General features: G+C 41.9%; 13 protein-coding genes and 2 riboswitches. Of the genes, 5 read left to right on the top strand and 8 right to left on the bottom strand.

What is annotated here, in order from left to right; translation table 11 throughout:
- Window positions 1-145 precede the first annotated feature (145 nt).
- The 5 genes from Q7V21_RS02435 to galE all read right to left on the bottom strand — a co-directional run bounded on the left by Q7V21_RS02435 (window position 146) and on the right by galE (window position 5607).
- Complete coding sequence (locus tag Q7V21_RS02435; RefSeq protein WP_304915755.1) at window positions 146-667, bottom strand: hypothetical protein; 522 nt, start codon at window positions 665-667, stop codon at window positions 146-148.
- Between the two features lie 31 nt (window positions 668-698).
- Window positions 699-784, bottom strand: a riboswitch (cyclic di-GMP riboswitch).
- A 164-nt stretch (window positions 785-948) separates the two neighbouring features.
- Complete coding sequence (locus tag Q7V21_RS02430) at window positions 949-1473, bottom strand: hypothetical protein (RefSeq protein ID WP_304915754.1); 525 nt, start codon at window positions 1471-1473, stop codon at window positions 949-951.
- A 28-nt stretch (window positions 1474-1501) separates the two neighbouring features.
- A riboswitch (cyclic di-GMP riboswitch) is annotated at window positions 1502-1585 on the bottom strand.
- Window positions 1586-1776: 191 nt separating this feature from the next.
- A complete protein-coding gene (locus Q7V21_RS02425) occupies window positions 1777-3180 on the bottom strand; it encodes an undecaprenyl-phosphate glucose phosphotransferase (RefSeq protein ID WP_304915753.1) in 1404 nt (467 codons plus the stop codon).
- A 29-nt stretch (window positions 3181-3209) separates the two neighbouring features.
- Entirely contained in the window at window positions 3210-4610 is a 1401-nt protein-coding gene (locus tag Q7V21_RS02420) for a mannose-1-phosphate guanylyltransferase/mannose-6-phosphate isomerase (protein WP_304915752.1), read from the bottom strand.
- Between the two features lie 16 nt (window positions 4611-4626).
- The gene (gene galE / locus Q7V21_RS02415; RefSeq protein WP_304915751.1) at window positions 4627-5607 is read right to left on the bottom strand and encodes a UDP-glucose 4-epimerase GalE; all 981 of its coding nucleotides are present in this window, start codon (window positions 5605-5607) and stop codon (window positions 4627-4629) included.
- Window positions 5608-5863: 256 nt separating this feature from the next.
- Here galE and galU (Q7V21_RS02410) point away from each other — a divergent pair, with 256 nt between their 5' ends.
- A complete protein-coding gene (gene galU / locus Q7V21_RS02410) occupies window positions 5864-6721 on the top strand; it encodes a UTP--glucose-1-phosphate uridylyltransferase GalU (protein ID WP_304915750.1) in 858 nt (285 codons plus the stop codon).
- Here galU (Q7V21_RS02410) and Q7V21_RS02405 read toward each other — a convergent pair.
- Together Q7V21_RS02405 and Q7V21_RS02400 are read right to left on the bottom strand one after the other, a co-directional pair.
- The gene (locus tag Q7V21_RS02405) at window positions 6713-7834 is read right to left on the bottom strand and encodes a PQQ-binding-like beta-propeller repeat protein (protein WP_304915749.1); all 1122 of its coding nucleotides are present in this window, start codon (window positions 7832-7834) and stop codon (window positions 6713-6715) included. The two genes, galU (Q7V21_RS02410) and Q7V21_RS02405, sit on opposite strands and share 9 nt — an antisense overlap.
- A gap of 155 nt (window positions 7835-7989) precedes the next feature.
- Complete coding sequence (locus tag Q7V21_RS02400; RefSeq protein ID WP_304915748.1) at window positions 7990-8355, bottom strand: hypothetical protein; 366 nt, start codon at window positions 8353-8355, stop codon at window positions 7990-7992.
- A 584-nt stretch (window positions 8356-8939) separates the two neighbouring features.
- Here Q7V21_RS02400 and Q7V21_RS02395 point away from each other — a divergent pair.
- The 4 genes from Q7V21_RS02395 to galU (Q7V21_RS02380) are packed head-to-tail and all read left to right on the top strand — an operon-like array spanning window position 8940 to window position 14574.
- Entirely contained in the window at window positions 8940-10697 is a 1758-nt protein-coding gene (locus Q7V21_RS02395) for an HAD-IIB family hydrolase (RefSeq protein WP_304915747.1), read from the top strand.
- A gap of 15 nt (window positions 10698-10712) precedes the next feature.
- Window positions 10713-11936 carry a glycosyl transferase gene (locus Q7V21_RS02390; RefSeq protein WP_304915746.1) on the top strand — a complete coding sequence of 408 codons (1224 nt, stop codon included), beginning with the start codon at window positions 10713-10715 and terminating at the stop codon, window positions 11934-11936.
- Between the two features lie 9 nt (window positions 11937-11945).
- On the top strand, window positions 11946-13697 hold the full coding sequence (locus Q7V21_RS02385) for a sugar phosphorylase (RefSeq protein ID WP_304915745.1): 1752 nt from the start codon (window positions 11946-11948) through the stop codon (window positions 13695-13697).
- Between the two features lie 31 nt (window positions 13698-13728).
- Window positions 13729-14574: a UTP--glucose-1-phosphate uridylyltransferase GalU gene (galU, locus tag Q7V21_RS02380; RefSeq protein ID WP_304915744.1), complete on the top strand. Its 846-nt coding sequence runs from the start codon at window positions 13729-13731 to the stop codon at window positions 14572-14574.
- A gap of 86 nt (window positions 14575-14660) precedes the next feature.
- Here the strand turns inward: galU (Q7V21_RS02380) and lexA are convergent, their stop codons facing one another.
- Entirely contained in the window at window positions 14661-15263 is a 603-nt protein-coding gene (gene lexA, locus Q7V21_RS02375) for a transcriptional repressor LexA (protein WP_304915743.1), read from the bottom strand.
- Window positions 15264-15343 lie beyond the last annotated feature (80 nt).

The following is a 15343-nucleotide window of genomic DNA, read 5'->3' as shown; positions in this document are numbered from 1 at the left end:
ATACTATTACAATCGTTACGACGATATCTAAGCTCTATCAAAGTGTTTTGTAAAAAATGTTTTTTATAACGCTGTCAAATAAAAAAGGGAGCCAAAGCTCCCTTTTCTAAAACTAACAATATTGTTAACTCTTAATAATTTACGCTTACGCTACAGCGTTTTTTGCTTTACGACGTAAACCAAAAAAGCCTAATAATGCTGGAGCAAATAACCATAAAGCAGCTGGTACAGGCACTTCGCTAATACCACTGTCTAAACGTAAATCGTAGTTGCTGCCAGCAGCACCACGACCAATCATTACACTGATAACGTAGTTAGTTGCTGCTTCCAACATCCAAGAATATTCAACAACACCCAGTGAACCGATTCTAACAATATCTAATACTGTTGTTGTGAAACCGTCAAAAATCGATACTGATGTACTAGGGATTAATGGATTAAACGTCAGAGCCAATGTTCCAATAGTAGCAACATCAGAAGACGCAGTGAATACATCATTTACGGTTGCGCCACCGATACCACCACCACTCCAGCTTGAAGTAACAACAGAACCTGAACCAATACCAACCGTACCTGCATTAGTATCTGCCCCAACTAATGTTAATGAAGCTGCACTAACGTTGAATGAGAACAACATGGCTGCAAAAAAAAGCATCGTTTTTTTCATGAGAATTTCCTTTGTTTATGAAAAATTAAAACAATGCAACCCGGCCATCTTTAAAGCTAATCCCAAAGATCCGTGGCTTTCCGCCCTTACCTCACGATAAGTTTGGCAAGTCATTGATTTATACAACAACTTTTCCAGATTGCTCTGGAAACTGATTGCTAAATGGAATGCTCCATCTAGCAGAATTTTAATGTACAGTAAAAATATTTCATTATTCTTACGTGAGAAAGGAAGCCGAAGCTTCCTTTCCCGGTCAAACTAACAATTGTTAACTTGCAGATTTATGCTAATGAAAGTTTATTAGCTTTACGACGAAAGCCTAAAAAACCAAGCAATGCTGGTCCAAACAACCACAATGCAGCAGGTAATGGAACTTCGCTGATACCTGTAGTTGTTAAACGTAGATCATAGTTGCTACCAGCAAGTGCTTTGCCAATAAATACGTTGATAACATACTCAGTTGCCGCTTCTAATAACCATGTGTATTCAAGAACACCCAAAGAACCAATTTTGGTGATGCTTAAACCTACAATGTTCATTCCATCAAAAATTGAAACAGCAGTTGTTGGGGCTAATGGATTAAACGTTAATGACAAAGTGGCAGTTGCCGCAGTATCGCTGGTAACTGTAAAAGCATCACTCACAAGTGCACCAGCAGCTATGGATGAAGTTGAAGCAGTTACAACGGTTCCCGAACCAATACCAACCGTACCAGTGTTTCCAGCATCACCGACTAACGTCAAAGAGGCTGCACTAGCGTTAAAAGATAATAACAAGGCTGCAAAAAATAGCATCGTTTTTTTCATGATGTGTTCCTTTTATGAAAAAATTTCACAATGCAACCCGGCCATCTTAAAGTTTCCCTAAAGATCCGTGGCTTTCCGACCTTACCTCGCGGTAAGTTTGGCTAGATTATCGGGAACAACATTGGCCCCGAGGAATTGACTCTCAGAAACTTCTCTTAGTTCATCATTCCTGAAACTAATTTATCTAACGTTAGATAACTAAGTACAGGAAAAGAAATTACGTTGAGTTTTAATCCATGAGAACGAGTCTCAATATCTCATCGAATAGACAGCGATGTCATATCGAAAATTTGAGCTCTGGTATTAATATACATTCTTTCCAACAAAACCTCTAGTGATCGTCAATAAAATAATTTTCAGATCGAGAAGCAGTGTCCAGGTCTGAATATATTGCAGATCATACTTAACCCGGCCTTCCATTTTATCAAGGGTATCGGTCTCTCCACGAAAGCCGTTTATTTGTGCTAACCCAGTGATACCTGGCTTGACTTTATGCCGAAGCATATAGCCCTGGATTTTTGCCCGATATTCTTCGTTATGGGCAACCGCATGCGGTCTTGGTCCAACAATAGACATGGAGCCACCCAATGAATTAAAAAACTGTGGCAACTCATCAAGCGAGGTTTTACGTAAAATACCGCCGAAGTGAGTTATACGTTGATCATCCTTTTTGGCCTGTATAACTTTATCGCCATCTTCAGCAACCGTCATGGTGCGAAACTTCCAGACCTTGATTTTTTCGCCATCCATGCCGTAACGCGTTTGTTTAAAGAATACCGGACCTTTGGAAGTTGCCTTTATTCCGATGGCAATAAATAACATTGGAATAGCGATCAGACAAAGGATCAAAAAACTCAATACAATATCTTCTATACGTTTAATCGCACTATCAATCCCAGCAAACGGTGTTTCATAGATACTGATAGCAGTAATACCCTGATAATCCACCCATCTGGAGTTAAGCAAATTAAATGTAAAAAGATCAGGAACTAAATAAACTGAAGCCGTGGTATCAGCAAGTTTTTCTGTCATTAGGCGAATACGTGCCTCTGCAGCCAACGATAAAGTAATAAAGACAACGTCAATTTTACCGGCTCGACAGTCGCTTATAAGTTCTTCAATACTGCCTATAACAATAGCTTTGCCTTCGTCCAAACGCCGGTTAGGAGCTGGTTTACGATCATCATAAAATCCACTAAAGCGATAGCCAGTCCACTCCATATCATCAAAGGATTTTTCCAGTCTATAGCCCAGCTCAGTTGCGCCCACTATTGCTACACGGCGTGTATTCAACCCCTTAGAACGCATTATCCCTAGTACCATTCGAACAATAGCGTGCCACGATATTAATTCAATGGGCGTTGCTATAAACCAGATAAGTAAGAAAGGTGCAGCATAGGTCTGCTCGTTGATAACGATTAGCTCGATAGCGACCAATACAGCAATGCTGGTTCCCCAGGAAAACAATACTGCGGTGATTTCATCACGCAGATATGTTCCACGCCATGAACGGTAAGCATCTTGCGATTCAGCGAAAAAGTGAAAAAGTATTATCGAAAATAACAGTGACCAGACATGTTTGGGTTGCCATTCAATAGCAAACAAATCCATTAAGGCCAAAAATGTCACTAAAATAATTGCGCTATCTATAAGTCTCGAAATAGCGTTAATTTTAGAGTCGTAGTGTCTGATTTTACCTTGGGCCATATACTGTTCCGCGGAACCTCATTTGTTGATTATTGACGGTTATAACTATCTTGAAGTCGAACAATGTCGTCTTCCTCCAGATAGCTTCCTGATTGTACTTCAACAATTTCCAGAGGTACGCGGCCAGGGTTTCTTAGTCTATGTACGCTACCTAAAGGTATATAGGTAGACTCATTTTCACCGAGAAGCATGACTTCTTCATCTCGAGTCACTTCTGCAGTTCCACTCACCACCACCCAATGCTCGGCACGGTGATAATGCATTTGTAATGATAAAGATGCACCGGGATTAACGGTAATGCGTTTTACCTGAAAACGTTCACCAATATCGACAGAATCATAACTGCCCCATGGTCGATAGCATTTGCGATGTGTGTGTACTTCTTTTCTATCTTGTTTACTGAGTGCTTCTACAATATTTTTTACATTTTGAGCCTGGTCTTTGTGTGCCACCATGATGGCATCATGTGTTTCCACGACTACGATATTGTCCAGACCAAGTACCGTCACAAGACGATTTTCACTGTGTATATAGGAGTTGTGAACCGAGTCGGCAATCACATCTCCAATTAACACATTATTGTTTTCATCTTGTGGAAAAGATTCCCACAGAGACGACCATGACCCCACATCGCTCCAACCGGCATCTAATGGAACAACCATCGCTTTGGTTGTTTTTTCCATCACGGCATAATCAATTGAGTCACTTGGAGATTGCTCAAAGGCTTCGGCATCCACTCGTATAAAATCGAGATCAGTAATGGAGTTTTCAAGGGCTTTTTTACAAGCGCTCACCATTTCAGGTGAATACTTTTGTAATTCGTTGATGTAGGTTGATGCCTTAAACAAAAACATGCCACTGTTCCAGAAAAAGTTTCCTGCAGCCAGATAGGACTCTGCTGTTGCCAAATCGGGTTTTTCCACGAATTGTTTAACGTTGCTTGGGGAGCTTTTTTCTTTTGCCTCGATATAACCATAACCCGTATGTGCAGATTGAGGCTGTATTCCAAACGTCACCAAATTGTCCTTTTCGGCAAGTTTAATAGCTTGTTCGATAGTTAAATGAAACGCTGGAATATCTTGAATCAAATGATCTGCAGCTAACACTAAAAGCAAAGGATCTTTATCTGTCTGAAGGGCTCGGAGTGCCGCTAAGGCTATTGCCGGCGCAGTATTTCGAGGACATGGCTCAAGAATGATGTCTTTCGCTTTGAGATCGATTGCCTGTAGCTGTTCAGCAACCATAAAACGATGATCGTTATTGCAGACAATTAATGGAGCTTCAATCGCCTCCAATCCTGATAAGCGGGTTAGTGTGTTTTGAAATAATGAGAATTCACCAAACAGAGATAAAAACTGTTTCGGTTTGTTTTTTCTCGATAATGGCCACAGACGTGTGCCAGTTCCACCAGAAATTATGACAGGAATCATCTCAAGCTATCCTTAACTAAAACCGTTCGTTTTGATGCCACGTCCAGGCCGTAGCAATGATTGACTCAATATCTCTATAAGTTGGTTGCCAACCAAGAACCTGTTTTGCTTTGGCTGAATCAGCAACTAGAATAGGAGGATCTCCCACTCTTGGGGCCTCAATTGAAAATACAATATCCTGTTTGATAACTTTCCTAGCGGCTTCAATCACTTGAAAAACACTGAAGCCACTGCCGTTTCCAAGGTTAAATGCAAACGCACCATTATTACCCTGTAAATATTCGCCAGCCAGAATATGTGCTGAAGCCAAATCGTTTACATGAATATAATCCCGAATACAGGTCCCATCGGGTGTTGGATAATTATCACCAAACACCTTCAATTCTGAGCTCTTGCCCGCAATGGCAGATTTAAGAATATTTGGAATTAAATGTGTTTCGGGTTCGTGACGTTCGCCAATTTCACCATCGGGATCAGCACCGCAGGCATTAAAATAGCGTAATGCAACCGACTTTATACCATAAGCCTGATGGTAGTCACCCAATACCTCTTCAATTATTTTTTTAGATTGGCCATAAGGATTAATTGGTAATCGGTTATGTTGTTCATCTATCAAGTCTTTTTCCGGCATTCCGAAAACCGCAGCAGTTGATGAAAATACCAACTTATCATGTTTAGTTGCCACCATGGCATCCAGCAAATTCAAGGTACCGACCACATTATTTCGATAATAAAGTGCTGGATTTTGTACTGACTCACCCACCAATGACTTAGCACAGAAATGCATTATCAAATCAAACGGGCCTTCATTTTGTAGTATATTTATAAGCGCAGTTGAATCAAGAATATCTGCCTCAATAAAGCGACTCCAACGCACTGCTTCACGATGGCCTGTGCTTAGATTATCTAAAACAACAGTCTCATGGTTCATCAACGCAAGGGCTTTACAAATATGTGAACCGATATAACCGGCTCCACCAAGAACTAAAACTTTCATTTATTACTTTCCTTGTCTCACATAAAATCATCGCTATTCGCTCACGCAAATTTCAATGTCGTCATTAACCCGAGTATTTAAATTTGGAGATTTCTGTAAAACGAAATTAAATAGTAATGTTGAATGATTACAATATATCAGTCCAAAGGTGACTAAATCTAAAATGTTTGTTTAGCCTGTTCTTGAACTTCACAGGCAATTACTTTAGCTTAACGTCATCACTTTTTTCTACAACAGTTTGATAAGGATCTCGTCAATGGCTGTAAAAAGTCTTATAAGAAAATGTTTATTTCCAGCAGCAGGATATGGCACGCGTTTTTTGCCAGCTACCAAAGCCATGCCAAAAGAAATGTTGCCAATAGTTAGTAAACCATTGATTCAATATGGTGTTGAAGAAGCCATGGAGGCAGGAATAACTCAAGTAGGCTTTATTACCGGTCGTGGTAAACGAGCGATTGCAGATCACTTTGATACCAGTTTTGAGCTTGAGCATCAAATTAAAGGCACTCCAAAAGAAAAATTTCTCGATGACATTCGTTATCTGATGGATAACTGTGAATTTGTATTTATGCGCCAACGCGACATGTTAGGGCTTGGCCATGCCATCCTGACTGGCGAACCGATGATTGGCGATGAACCTTTTGCAGTCATCCTCGCGGATGATTTATGTGCCAAACCTGATGAAGGTGGCGATCGTGCACTTAGCCAATTAATTGCTCTATATGAACGTTATCAATGCAGCATTGTGGCCATTGAAGAAGTACCAGCCGAAGAAACACACAGCTATGGAGTTATTTCCGGTGATGAAATCGCCCCTGGCATTTATCAAATCAAAGACATGGTAGAAAAACCCAAGCCAGAAGAAGCGCCGAGCAACCTGGCAATTATTGGCCGCTATATTTTAACGCCTGAAATTTTTGAATATCTACGTAAAACCAAACCAGGTACCAATGGTGAAATCCAGATCACTGATGCTTTGCGTTTGATGGCACAAGATCGATTAGTCTTAGCAGTTAAGTTCAAAGGCCGTCGTTTCGACTGCGGTAGCGTTGAAGGTTTTGTAGAAGCCACCAACTATTATTACGAACACGAACATCTGAATAAATCAGCGTAACGCGAATAAATCGCCATCATCGCTACTGATATAAAGCGTTCCATTATCGACAAATGGTGAAGCAAATATGGCCCAACCGGAATCAAATCGCCATATTTGCTCACCATTATTTATATCAATCGCATATAGATAACCATCCATTGAACCTATATAAACCTGTTCACCGGCTAGTGCAGGTGATGAAAATAAAACGGCTTGAGCGTCAAACTGCCAAAAAGGTTCACCACTTTCCTTGTTTAAAGAAAATACCCGGCCATCTGTGGCTGCAAAAATAATCTGCTGATCTTTTAACCCCGGTGAAGCAAACAATCTGGAGCCAGACTCAAACGTCCATACTGGCTTACCGGATTCGAGATCAATTGCAAACAACACTCCTGCATCATTACCGACATAGAGCATATTGTCTGCTGGAGAAATAACCGGCGATGCATCAATGGCAGCTCCAGTATCCAAGGTCCATAACAGTTCGCCGTTAATGGAGACTGCATACAAAGAACCATCATCACTACCAAAATATAATTGATCATTATGTATAGCAGCTGATGAATCGACCTGCCCTTGTGTTTCAATATGCCATTTGAGTTCGCCACTATGCCGATCAATTGCATAGAAGTTGTGATCAAGGCTGCCGATAAATACCGTACCTTTGGCAATTAAAGGTGAGGCAAACACTCTGTCTTGGGTTTCAAATGCCCACAAGAAACTGCCGGTAAACTTATTCAAGGCATAAATATTTTTATCATCACTGCCAAATACTAACTGCTCTTCTGCAACCGCTGGCGTTGAAAAAAGTCCACCCTGAGTAGCAAACTGCCATTGCACTTGGCCAGTCCTTTTATTTAATGCCAACATCAAGCCGTCAAACCTGCCTGAAAACACTAAGTTACCACTACTAATAGGTGATGATGACGCTCCAACATCCGCATGATAGCGCCATACAACTTCAGGTTTTTGCTGTGGGCCTTGGGTAAGAAAATCACCACTACGATGTAAATCAGCTCTAAACATGGCTGAAGATTCAGTATCAGTTTTCTCTGAACAACCAGTTATAGCGACCAGAAAGAATAGTCCACAAGCTGCTTTGCTGAGTTTAAATAATGGATATTGATTCATTGTCTACGATTTTTAATTAGTAAAGTATGTAGCCTTGGCCAGGACAATCTTGCTTTAACATCGTCCTGAAAGCAGAGATTTTTCCACATTAATACTGTTTTTGGTATCTAAGCATCTGGCTTTCTTTTTTAATCATACCCGAAGAGATACATTAATTATTCTGATAAAAAGTCTGAAGCTCCGGGATAGGACATTTGGCCATTGACCATCAGGATCCGTTGTTTAATATCCTCTTTATCAGCCGTAAAAATATAAGGTGCCAAATCTCGAAGACGGCCCTGGATATAAGGGGAAATATTTTCACCTTGCAAAAACAATTCTGCCCGCACCTCGCAAATCCTGATAATTCCATTACGGAAGTTTTCAACCTCATCAGCAAGGCGCTGATCTTCACCTAATGTCCATCCCCTACTCTGCCATTCCTGATAACAATCAGTGATTAAGCTCTGTGGACTCTGCATATCTGCAGCCCATAAAGTCGCCGAAAACACTAAAAGTACTGTACCAATATTGATGTTCATTATTTTTCGATGACTCGTTAAAAAAGTTGTATTGGCTTTTCGACCAACCTAAAAGCTCGAAAAATTCTGTTAACAACCAATTTAATGCGCTGCTGAGGTGCAAAGCTGCTGTTTTGTGGTGCGAAAGACTCAAGCCCCCATCCCACAAAAACTATAAACAACTGTTTTGTAATGATTTATTTTTTTGGCATTGTTCCTGCAATAACACAATTGTAGTTTTCTTCAGTGCATGTTCGTTCTCTCTCGCTGCGTGCTGAGCTTTGGGTAAACCTTCGGGTTTACCCTTTTTTTTGCGTTGTTTTTGTTGAATGGTTAAGGCGGGTTCTCAACAGAATCCAATGCCATGTAAATTTTTCCCATCAGAACAGTCCCTGTGAAAAAAGCACTTCTTTCCAATCCATTCTCACTCTCTAAATTCTACGGTTTAATCTTCATACGACATTCCTGTGGATTTTTCTAAGCCAATCCAGTCAATCCAGCACACGAGTAACTATCGTGTAAACAAAGCTCTCTGGAGTTTTTCACTATACCGGTATGAAACTTGCGTCAGGCTATTTCAATATCGATTGGAACAGGCAATGGTGATGGTCAATCCCTCTACAAACATTCAGACTTTTCTGAGCGAGCATCAGCTCTCAGCTAAATATGCAAAACAAATTGATGATTGGTTTGCCGATATGGCTAAAGAACTGGTTTTGCACCAAAAGAAAGCAAAACGCCCCATAATCATCGGTATCCATGGTGCGCAGGGCTCTGGCAAAAGCACTTTAGCTGAATGTTTAGTCCATCTACTGACCACCCAACACCATCAGTCTGCGATCGCTTTGTCCTTGGATGATTTCTATCTCACTCATCAACAACGAGTCGAGCTGGCCAATACGGTTCATCCCTTATTAGCCACTCGCGGTGTACCAGGAACCCATGATGTTGAACTGGCATTATCAATCCTGGATAAACTACTTTCAGAACGAAAAAATATTGCGATACCGCGTTTTGATAAAGCCCATGATGACCGTTTTCCTATTGATCAATGGCCAGTGTTAGAAAACGCCCCAAAATTTATTGTATTGGAAGGCTGGTGCATGGGGGCCTGCCCACAACCTGATGAGGTGTTGACCACCCCAATTAACGCACTGGAACAAAGTGAAGATCCAGATGCTTACTGGCGACGCTTTGTGAATCAAAAACTTGAGCAGGAATATCCAGCATTATTCCAAAGAGTTGATAGCTGGATCATGCTCAAAGCACCTAATTTTGAATGCATCTATGACTGGCGGCTCGAGCAGGAAGAAAAACTGCAGAAAGTAGTCAGTTCAACTGAAAACAAAATTATGAATGCAGATGAGATCGCACGGTTTATTCAATATTACCAACGTGTCACACAGCACTGTCTGGATTCACTTCCCGAACAAATGGATTATGTTTTTGAACTCAATATGGAAAGAGATATCGTGGCTTTGAAACGTCCTAAACAATTTATAGCTCCCGCATCGTGCCCAAAAGCCTCGCTGCTGGTGTTTACCGATCTGGATGGCAGTCTGCTGGATCACCATAATTATCGTCATGATGAAGCCGATCCCGTATTGGCAAAACTTAAACAACTGCAAATTCCGCTTATTCCTGTCAGCAGCAAAACCCAATCAGAAATTGAACAGATAAGTGAGTCACTGGAAAACCCGCATCCTTTTATCTGTGAAAATGGTGCGGCGGTGTTTATTCCAGTGAATTATTTTCCCAATCAACCTCCAGACACTAAAACCAGTGGTAAATATTGGATAAAGGAATTTGTTCAACCCCGCTCCCATTGGCAATCCATTATCAATTCGGTGGAACCATTGTTCAACGATGATTTCACAACATTTGCTCAAGCAGGTATCGATGGCATCATCGCCATGACTGGTTTGGATGTACATGCTGCAGCTCGTGCTGCGCGAAGGCAATATGGTGAAGCCTTGGCTTGGCATGGCAATCCTCGCAAGCAGAAACAATTTATCGAAGAAGTACGTAAACGTGGTGCTCATGTATTGATAGGTGGACGTTTTCTGCATGTCTCGGGTCAATGCGATAAAGGCAAAGCTATTCAATGGCTCAAACGGATTTATGAACATTTCTGCCCAGACAAACGTTTTACCAGTTTGGCCATTGGCGATAGTCAGAACGATGTCGCCATGCTGGAAACAGCCGATATGGCTTTATTGATTCCTTCTCCAGTTAATGCGTTGCCATCTTTAAAACGTCACCATGATGTGATGCAGGCAGCACATTGTGGTCCCCGCGGTTGGGCGGAAGGTGTCCAGCAAGTCTTACAGCAGCTCCACCTAGGCACAGCAGTAGTGCATTAATAATAAAGGGCTCCCATGGCAGACTTTCATCAAAACGGTATTATCACAACATTACACAATCTGACGCATAGACACTTGGCAGATTTGGAACAGGATCTGGTGCAGTTCAGTCAGCAACGCCCGATGGGCTTATTGTTGCCTTCTCTATTTTCAGAACTGCAAGGTGAGGCCCTGCCCGCCATTGTTCAACAATTAAAAACTGTTCCGTATTTATCAGAAATTGTTATTGGTTTAGATAGAGCTAATGCGGATGAGTTTAAACACGCGGTAGGTTTCTTTAGTGATTTACCACAGCATCACCGGATTATGTGGCATGACGGGCCTCGGTTACGAGCGATTGATGCCGAATTACAGGCTTTGAATCTGGCACCACATCAAGCAGGAAAAGGACGTAATGTCTGGTACTGCATGGGATATATTTTAGCCTCAGGTAAAGCGGAATCGATTGCTTTACATGATTGTGACATTGTCACTTACAACACCGAGTTATTGGCCCGACTGATCTATCCAGTCGCCAATCCCATGTTTAATTATGAATTTTGCAAAGGTTATTACGCCCGGGTTTCAGGTGGCAAATTAAACGGACGGGTGAACCGTTTGTTAATCACACCCCTTTTAAGAGCGCTCAAGGCGGTAATGGGACCGAGTGATTATCTGGATTATATGGATAGTTTTCGTTATTCATTAGCCGGGGAGTTTTCCTTCCGCCGTGATGTGTTGAGTGATATTCGTATTCCCAGTGACTGGGGATTGGAAATCGGTGTACTGTCCGAAATGCATCGAAACTATGCCAACAATCGCTTATGTCAGGTAGATATTGCCGATATTTACGATCACAAACATCAGGATCTTTCTACCGATGATCAGCAAGGCGGTTTATCGAAAATGTCAGTAGATATTTCCAAAGCACTGTTCCGTAAACTCGCCACCAAAGGTACTGTCTTCAGCCCTGAGCATTTTCGTAGTATTAAAGCCACCTATTATCGAATCGCATTGGATTTTGTGGAAACCTATCGTAATGATGCTGTAATGAATGGTTTGAAATTTGATATCCACCAGGAAGAAGCTTCGGTAGAAATGTTTGCCCGAAACATTATGGATGCTGGACAGGTTTTTCTGGATAACCCGATGGAAACACCTTTTATTCCCAGTTGGAATCGGGTCCAAAGTGCCTTACCGGATATTTTCGAACGGATCTATCAGGCGGTGGAAGATGATTATCTGGAATATTCTGCGTAAGGGATAGTTATGACACAAACACCCGAACGCCCAGCTGTTTACCAGAATGTGCTTTATCATCTAACGACGGTTTATGGTGAAATTCAGGACTCCCAAACCCTGTCTGCCTTAGCCAGCGAGTTATTGGACATTATGCAAGTCAGTCCCGAAGCACAGGCTCCTCAACCGTATCAAAATAAATGGCAGTCTAATGATATCGCCATGATTACTTACGGTAATAGCGTACTGAAAAAAGACGAAGCCCCGTTACAGACGCTCAAACGGTTTGTGGATGATTATTTTGCCGACTGCATTAATACAGTGCATATCCTGCCATTTTTTCCTTTTTGCAGTGATGATGGTTTTGCAGTGAAGGACTTTTTTCAAGTCAATCCGGAATTGGGGCAATGGTCAGATATCAATGCCATCGCAAAAGATTACCGCCTGATGGCAGATTTAGTGATTAACCATGGTTCAAGCAGTAGCCAATGGTTTCAGAATTTTATCGCTGGTGAGGGTGAAGGCCACGATTATTTTTTCACTTGTGAGGCAGATACCCCGACATCATTAGTGGTGCGTCCGAGAACCACACCACTGTTACGTGAAACCGAAACCGCCCAGGGTATTAAACATGTCTGGTGTACCTTCAGCCATGAACAAGTGGATTTTGATTTTCGTAATATCGAAGTACTTAAAACCTTTGTAAAGATTGTTCGGTTTTATCTGGATCAGGGAATACGGCTGTTTCGCCTTGATGCTGTTGCATTTTTGTGGAAACAGGCAGGCACCAATTGTCTGAACTTACCTCAAACCCATGAGTTGGTCAGATTGCTGCGTTTATTGATAGAGCAAGCTCAAAGCGATTCGGTAATCATTACCGAAACCAATATTCCGAATCGGGAAAATCTCAGCTATTTCGGCAATGCCAATGAAGCACACTGGATCTATAACTTCTCGCTACCACCACTGTTATTAAATACTTTGTTAACAGGGAATTGTCGCTATTTAAGACAATGGTTAATGAGCATGCCGCCAGCTCAAAATGGTACGGCTTATTTTAATTTTATCGCCTCACATGACGGCATTGGTCTACGTCCCGCCGAAGGTCTGCTTACGGATAGTGAAACTGCTGCACTGATTTCAACTATGCAGGGCTTTGGTGGTGAAATTTCCTGGCGTGCTGCTGAGAACAACATCAAAAAACCATATGAGATAAATATTTCATTGTTTGATGCCCTGCAGGGAACCGTAAAAGGCCCCGACCAATGGCAGCAAGTTCGGTTCGTTTGTGCCCATGCAGTCATGTTGGCTCTTGAAGGTATTCCCGGTATTTATATTCATAGCTTATTAGCCACCGGTAATGATTATCAGCGGCTAAAACAGCAGCAACACAATCGCGCAATTAATCGCCATCAATGGGATGATGCAACGATCCGGGCTGCATTAAAACACCCTGCTAATAACCATTCGATGGTGTATCAAAAACTCACCGATCTCATTAAGCTTCGCATGCAACAACCTGCTTTTCACCCCAATGCAACACAATACACTTTGCAGCTAGGCGATACTTTATTTGGCTTTTGGCGACAAAGTATTGACCGTCAGCAAAGCATATTCTGTATATTTAATATCAGTGATCAATATCAAACACTTCGCATTGCCGATCTTAATCTGGTTGCCACAGATGATTGGCACGATCTTATCAGTGGCGATGCCATCGACTCATGGCAAAGTGAAATTCAGCTGTCCCCCTATCAGAGTCTCTGGCTAAGTAATCGCTGATTCTCATATTTTTATCGTTAAGGATTTTTTCATGACCGATCAAGTTTCTATTCGTAAATGTCTTTTTCCCGTTGCCGGCTATGGCACACGTTTTTTGCCTGCAACCAAAGCCATGCCGAAAGAAATGTTACCTATCGTTGATAAACCCCTGATTCAATATGGTGTAGAAGAAGCCATGGAAGCCGGATTGCACAGTATGGGTTTTATTACCGGCCGAGGAAAAAGAGCTATAGCCGATCACTTTGATACCAGCTTTGAATTGGAACAGCAGATCCAGGGAACCAGCAAAGAGTCTTACCTTACCGATATCCGGAATGTTATGGATTCCTGTGATTTTATATTTATGCGTCAACGTGAGATGTTGGGTTTAGGGCATGCCATTCTGACTGGTGAACCGATAATCGGTGATGAAGCTTTTGCCGTATTACTGGCAGATGATTTATGTGCCACACCGGAGTCCGGTGGCAAACGTGCATTAGGTCAACTTGTTGAATTGTATAAAAAACATCAATGCACCATCGTAGCAATCGAAGAAGTGCCAGCCGATGCAACAGGCAGTTATGGCGTTATCTCCGGTGAGGAAATTGAACCCGATATTTATCGTATTACCGACATGGTTGAAAAACCCAAGCCGGAAGATGCACCAAGTAATTTGGCCATCATCGGGCGTTATGTTTTGACTCCAGATATCTTTGAGTACTTACGCAATACGCCACCGGGTGCTAATGGTGAGGTACAGATTACTGATGCCATTCGCGCCATGGCTCAGGAAAAACCCGTACTGGCGGTCAAATTCAAAGGCCATCGCTTTGATTGCGGCAGCATTGCTGGTTATGTCGAAGCCACTAACTATTATTTTAAAAAACAGTATGGTTAATCTCTGCATAAGCAGAGATAAGTCTCAGATCATAATCAATAACTATTACTTTGACTTTACTCATTCTGGACTCTTATTAACCTGCCTCAGGGATAAGTTCGAAGCTGACCGACTACGACACCCTGAATACTGAGTCGTTTAGCATCAATCGTTACCGGTTCAAAGGTGTCATTCGCTGGCATTAAGGTAATGGTGCCATCTTTATTAACCAGCATGGTTTTGAGGGTGGCATCATAACCATCCACCAAAGCCACAATCATGTCACCGTGCTTAGCTTGTCGGGTTGACTCAACCACCACATAATCACCAGACATAATGCCTTTACCGATCATCGACTCACCACTGATTTTGAGAACATATCGACCTTTACCTTTAAACATGATGCCAAGGTCAATCTCTGACTCATCCGGTACAGCTTCAATCAAACGGCCAGCGGCAATTTTACCCATCATCGGCAAAATAAGAGATTGATCAGATACCGCTTGTTCGTTTAATTGTAAACCGCGCGTTCTACCGGTGAGCCGCTCCAGATATCCTCCATCAATCAATGCTTGAATATAACGATGAGTCGTGCCCTGAGAGGCAATCCCCAACCCTTCCGCGACTTCAGTCACCAATGGTGCTTCACCGTTTTTTTCGATGTATTGACGAATAAAATTGAGCGTATCTTGTTGTCTTTTGGTTAGCATGACTGTTCACTCACATTGAGAATAAAAAGAGAAGAGAAAATATAGAGAATTTATTCTGTAGTTTCAAGCAATATTTTTAA

The sequence above is a fragment of the Methylophaga sp. genome, from assembly GCF_030651745.1.
Note: the sequence above shows the minus strand (reverse complement) of the source record. Positions and strands in the feature narration are given on the sequence as shown.

Bases quoted from the DNA above. Each gene is read 5' to 3' on its own strand.
- Q7V21_RS02435 (WP_304915755.1), bottom strand. From the start codon at position 667: ATGAAAAAAACGATGCTTTTTTTTGCAGCCATGTTGTTCTCATTCAAC.
- Q7V21_RS02430 (WP_304915754.1), bottom strand. From the start codon at position 1,473: ATGAAAAAAACGATGCTATTTTTTGCAGCCTTGTTATTATCTTTTAAC.
- Q7V21_RS02425 (WP_304915753.1), bottom strand. From the start codon at position 3,180: ATGGCCCAAGGTAAAATCAGACACTACGACTCTAAAATTAACGCTATT.
- Q7V21_RS02420 (WP_304915752.1), bottom strand. From the start codon at position 4,610: ATGATTCCTGTCATAATTTCTGGTGGAACTGGCACACGTCTGTGGCCA.
- galE (WP_304915751.1), bottom strand. From the start codon at position 5,607: ATGAAAGTTTTAGTTCTTGGTGGAGCCGGTTATATCGGTTCACATATT.
- galU (WP_304915750.1), top strand. From the start codon at position 5,864: ATGGCTGTAAAAAGTCTTATAAGAAAATGTTTATTTCCAGCAGCAGGA.
- Q7V21_RS02405 (WP_304915749.1), bottom strand. From the start codon at position 7,834: ATGAATCAATATCCATTATTTAAACTCAGCAAAGCAGCTTGTGGACTA.
- Q7V21_RS02400 (WP_304915748.1), bottom strand. From the start codon at position 8,355: ATGAACATCAATATTGGTACAGTACTTTTAGTGTTTTCGGCGACTTTA.
- Q7V21_RS02395 (WP_304915747.1), top strand. From the start codon at position 8,940: ATGGTCAATCCCTCTACAAACATTCAGACTTTTCTGAGCGAGCATCAG.
- Q7V21_RS02390 (WP_304915746.1), top strand. From the start codon at position 10,713: ATGGCAGACTTTCATCAAAACGGTATTATCACAACATTACACAATCTG.
- Q7V21_RS02385 (WP_304915745.1), top strand. From the start codon at position 11,946: ATGACACAAACACCCGAACGCCCAGCTGTTTACCAGAATGTGCTTTAT.
- galU (WP_304915744.1), top strand. From the start codon at position 13,729: ATGACCGATCAAGTTTCTATTCGTAAATGTCTTTTTCCCGTTGCCGGC.
- lexA (WP_304915743.1), bottom strand. From the start codon at position 15,263: ATGCTAACCAAAAGACAACAAGATACGCTCAATTTTATTCGTCAATAC.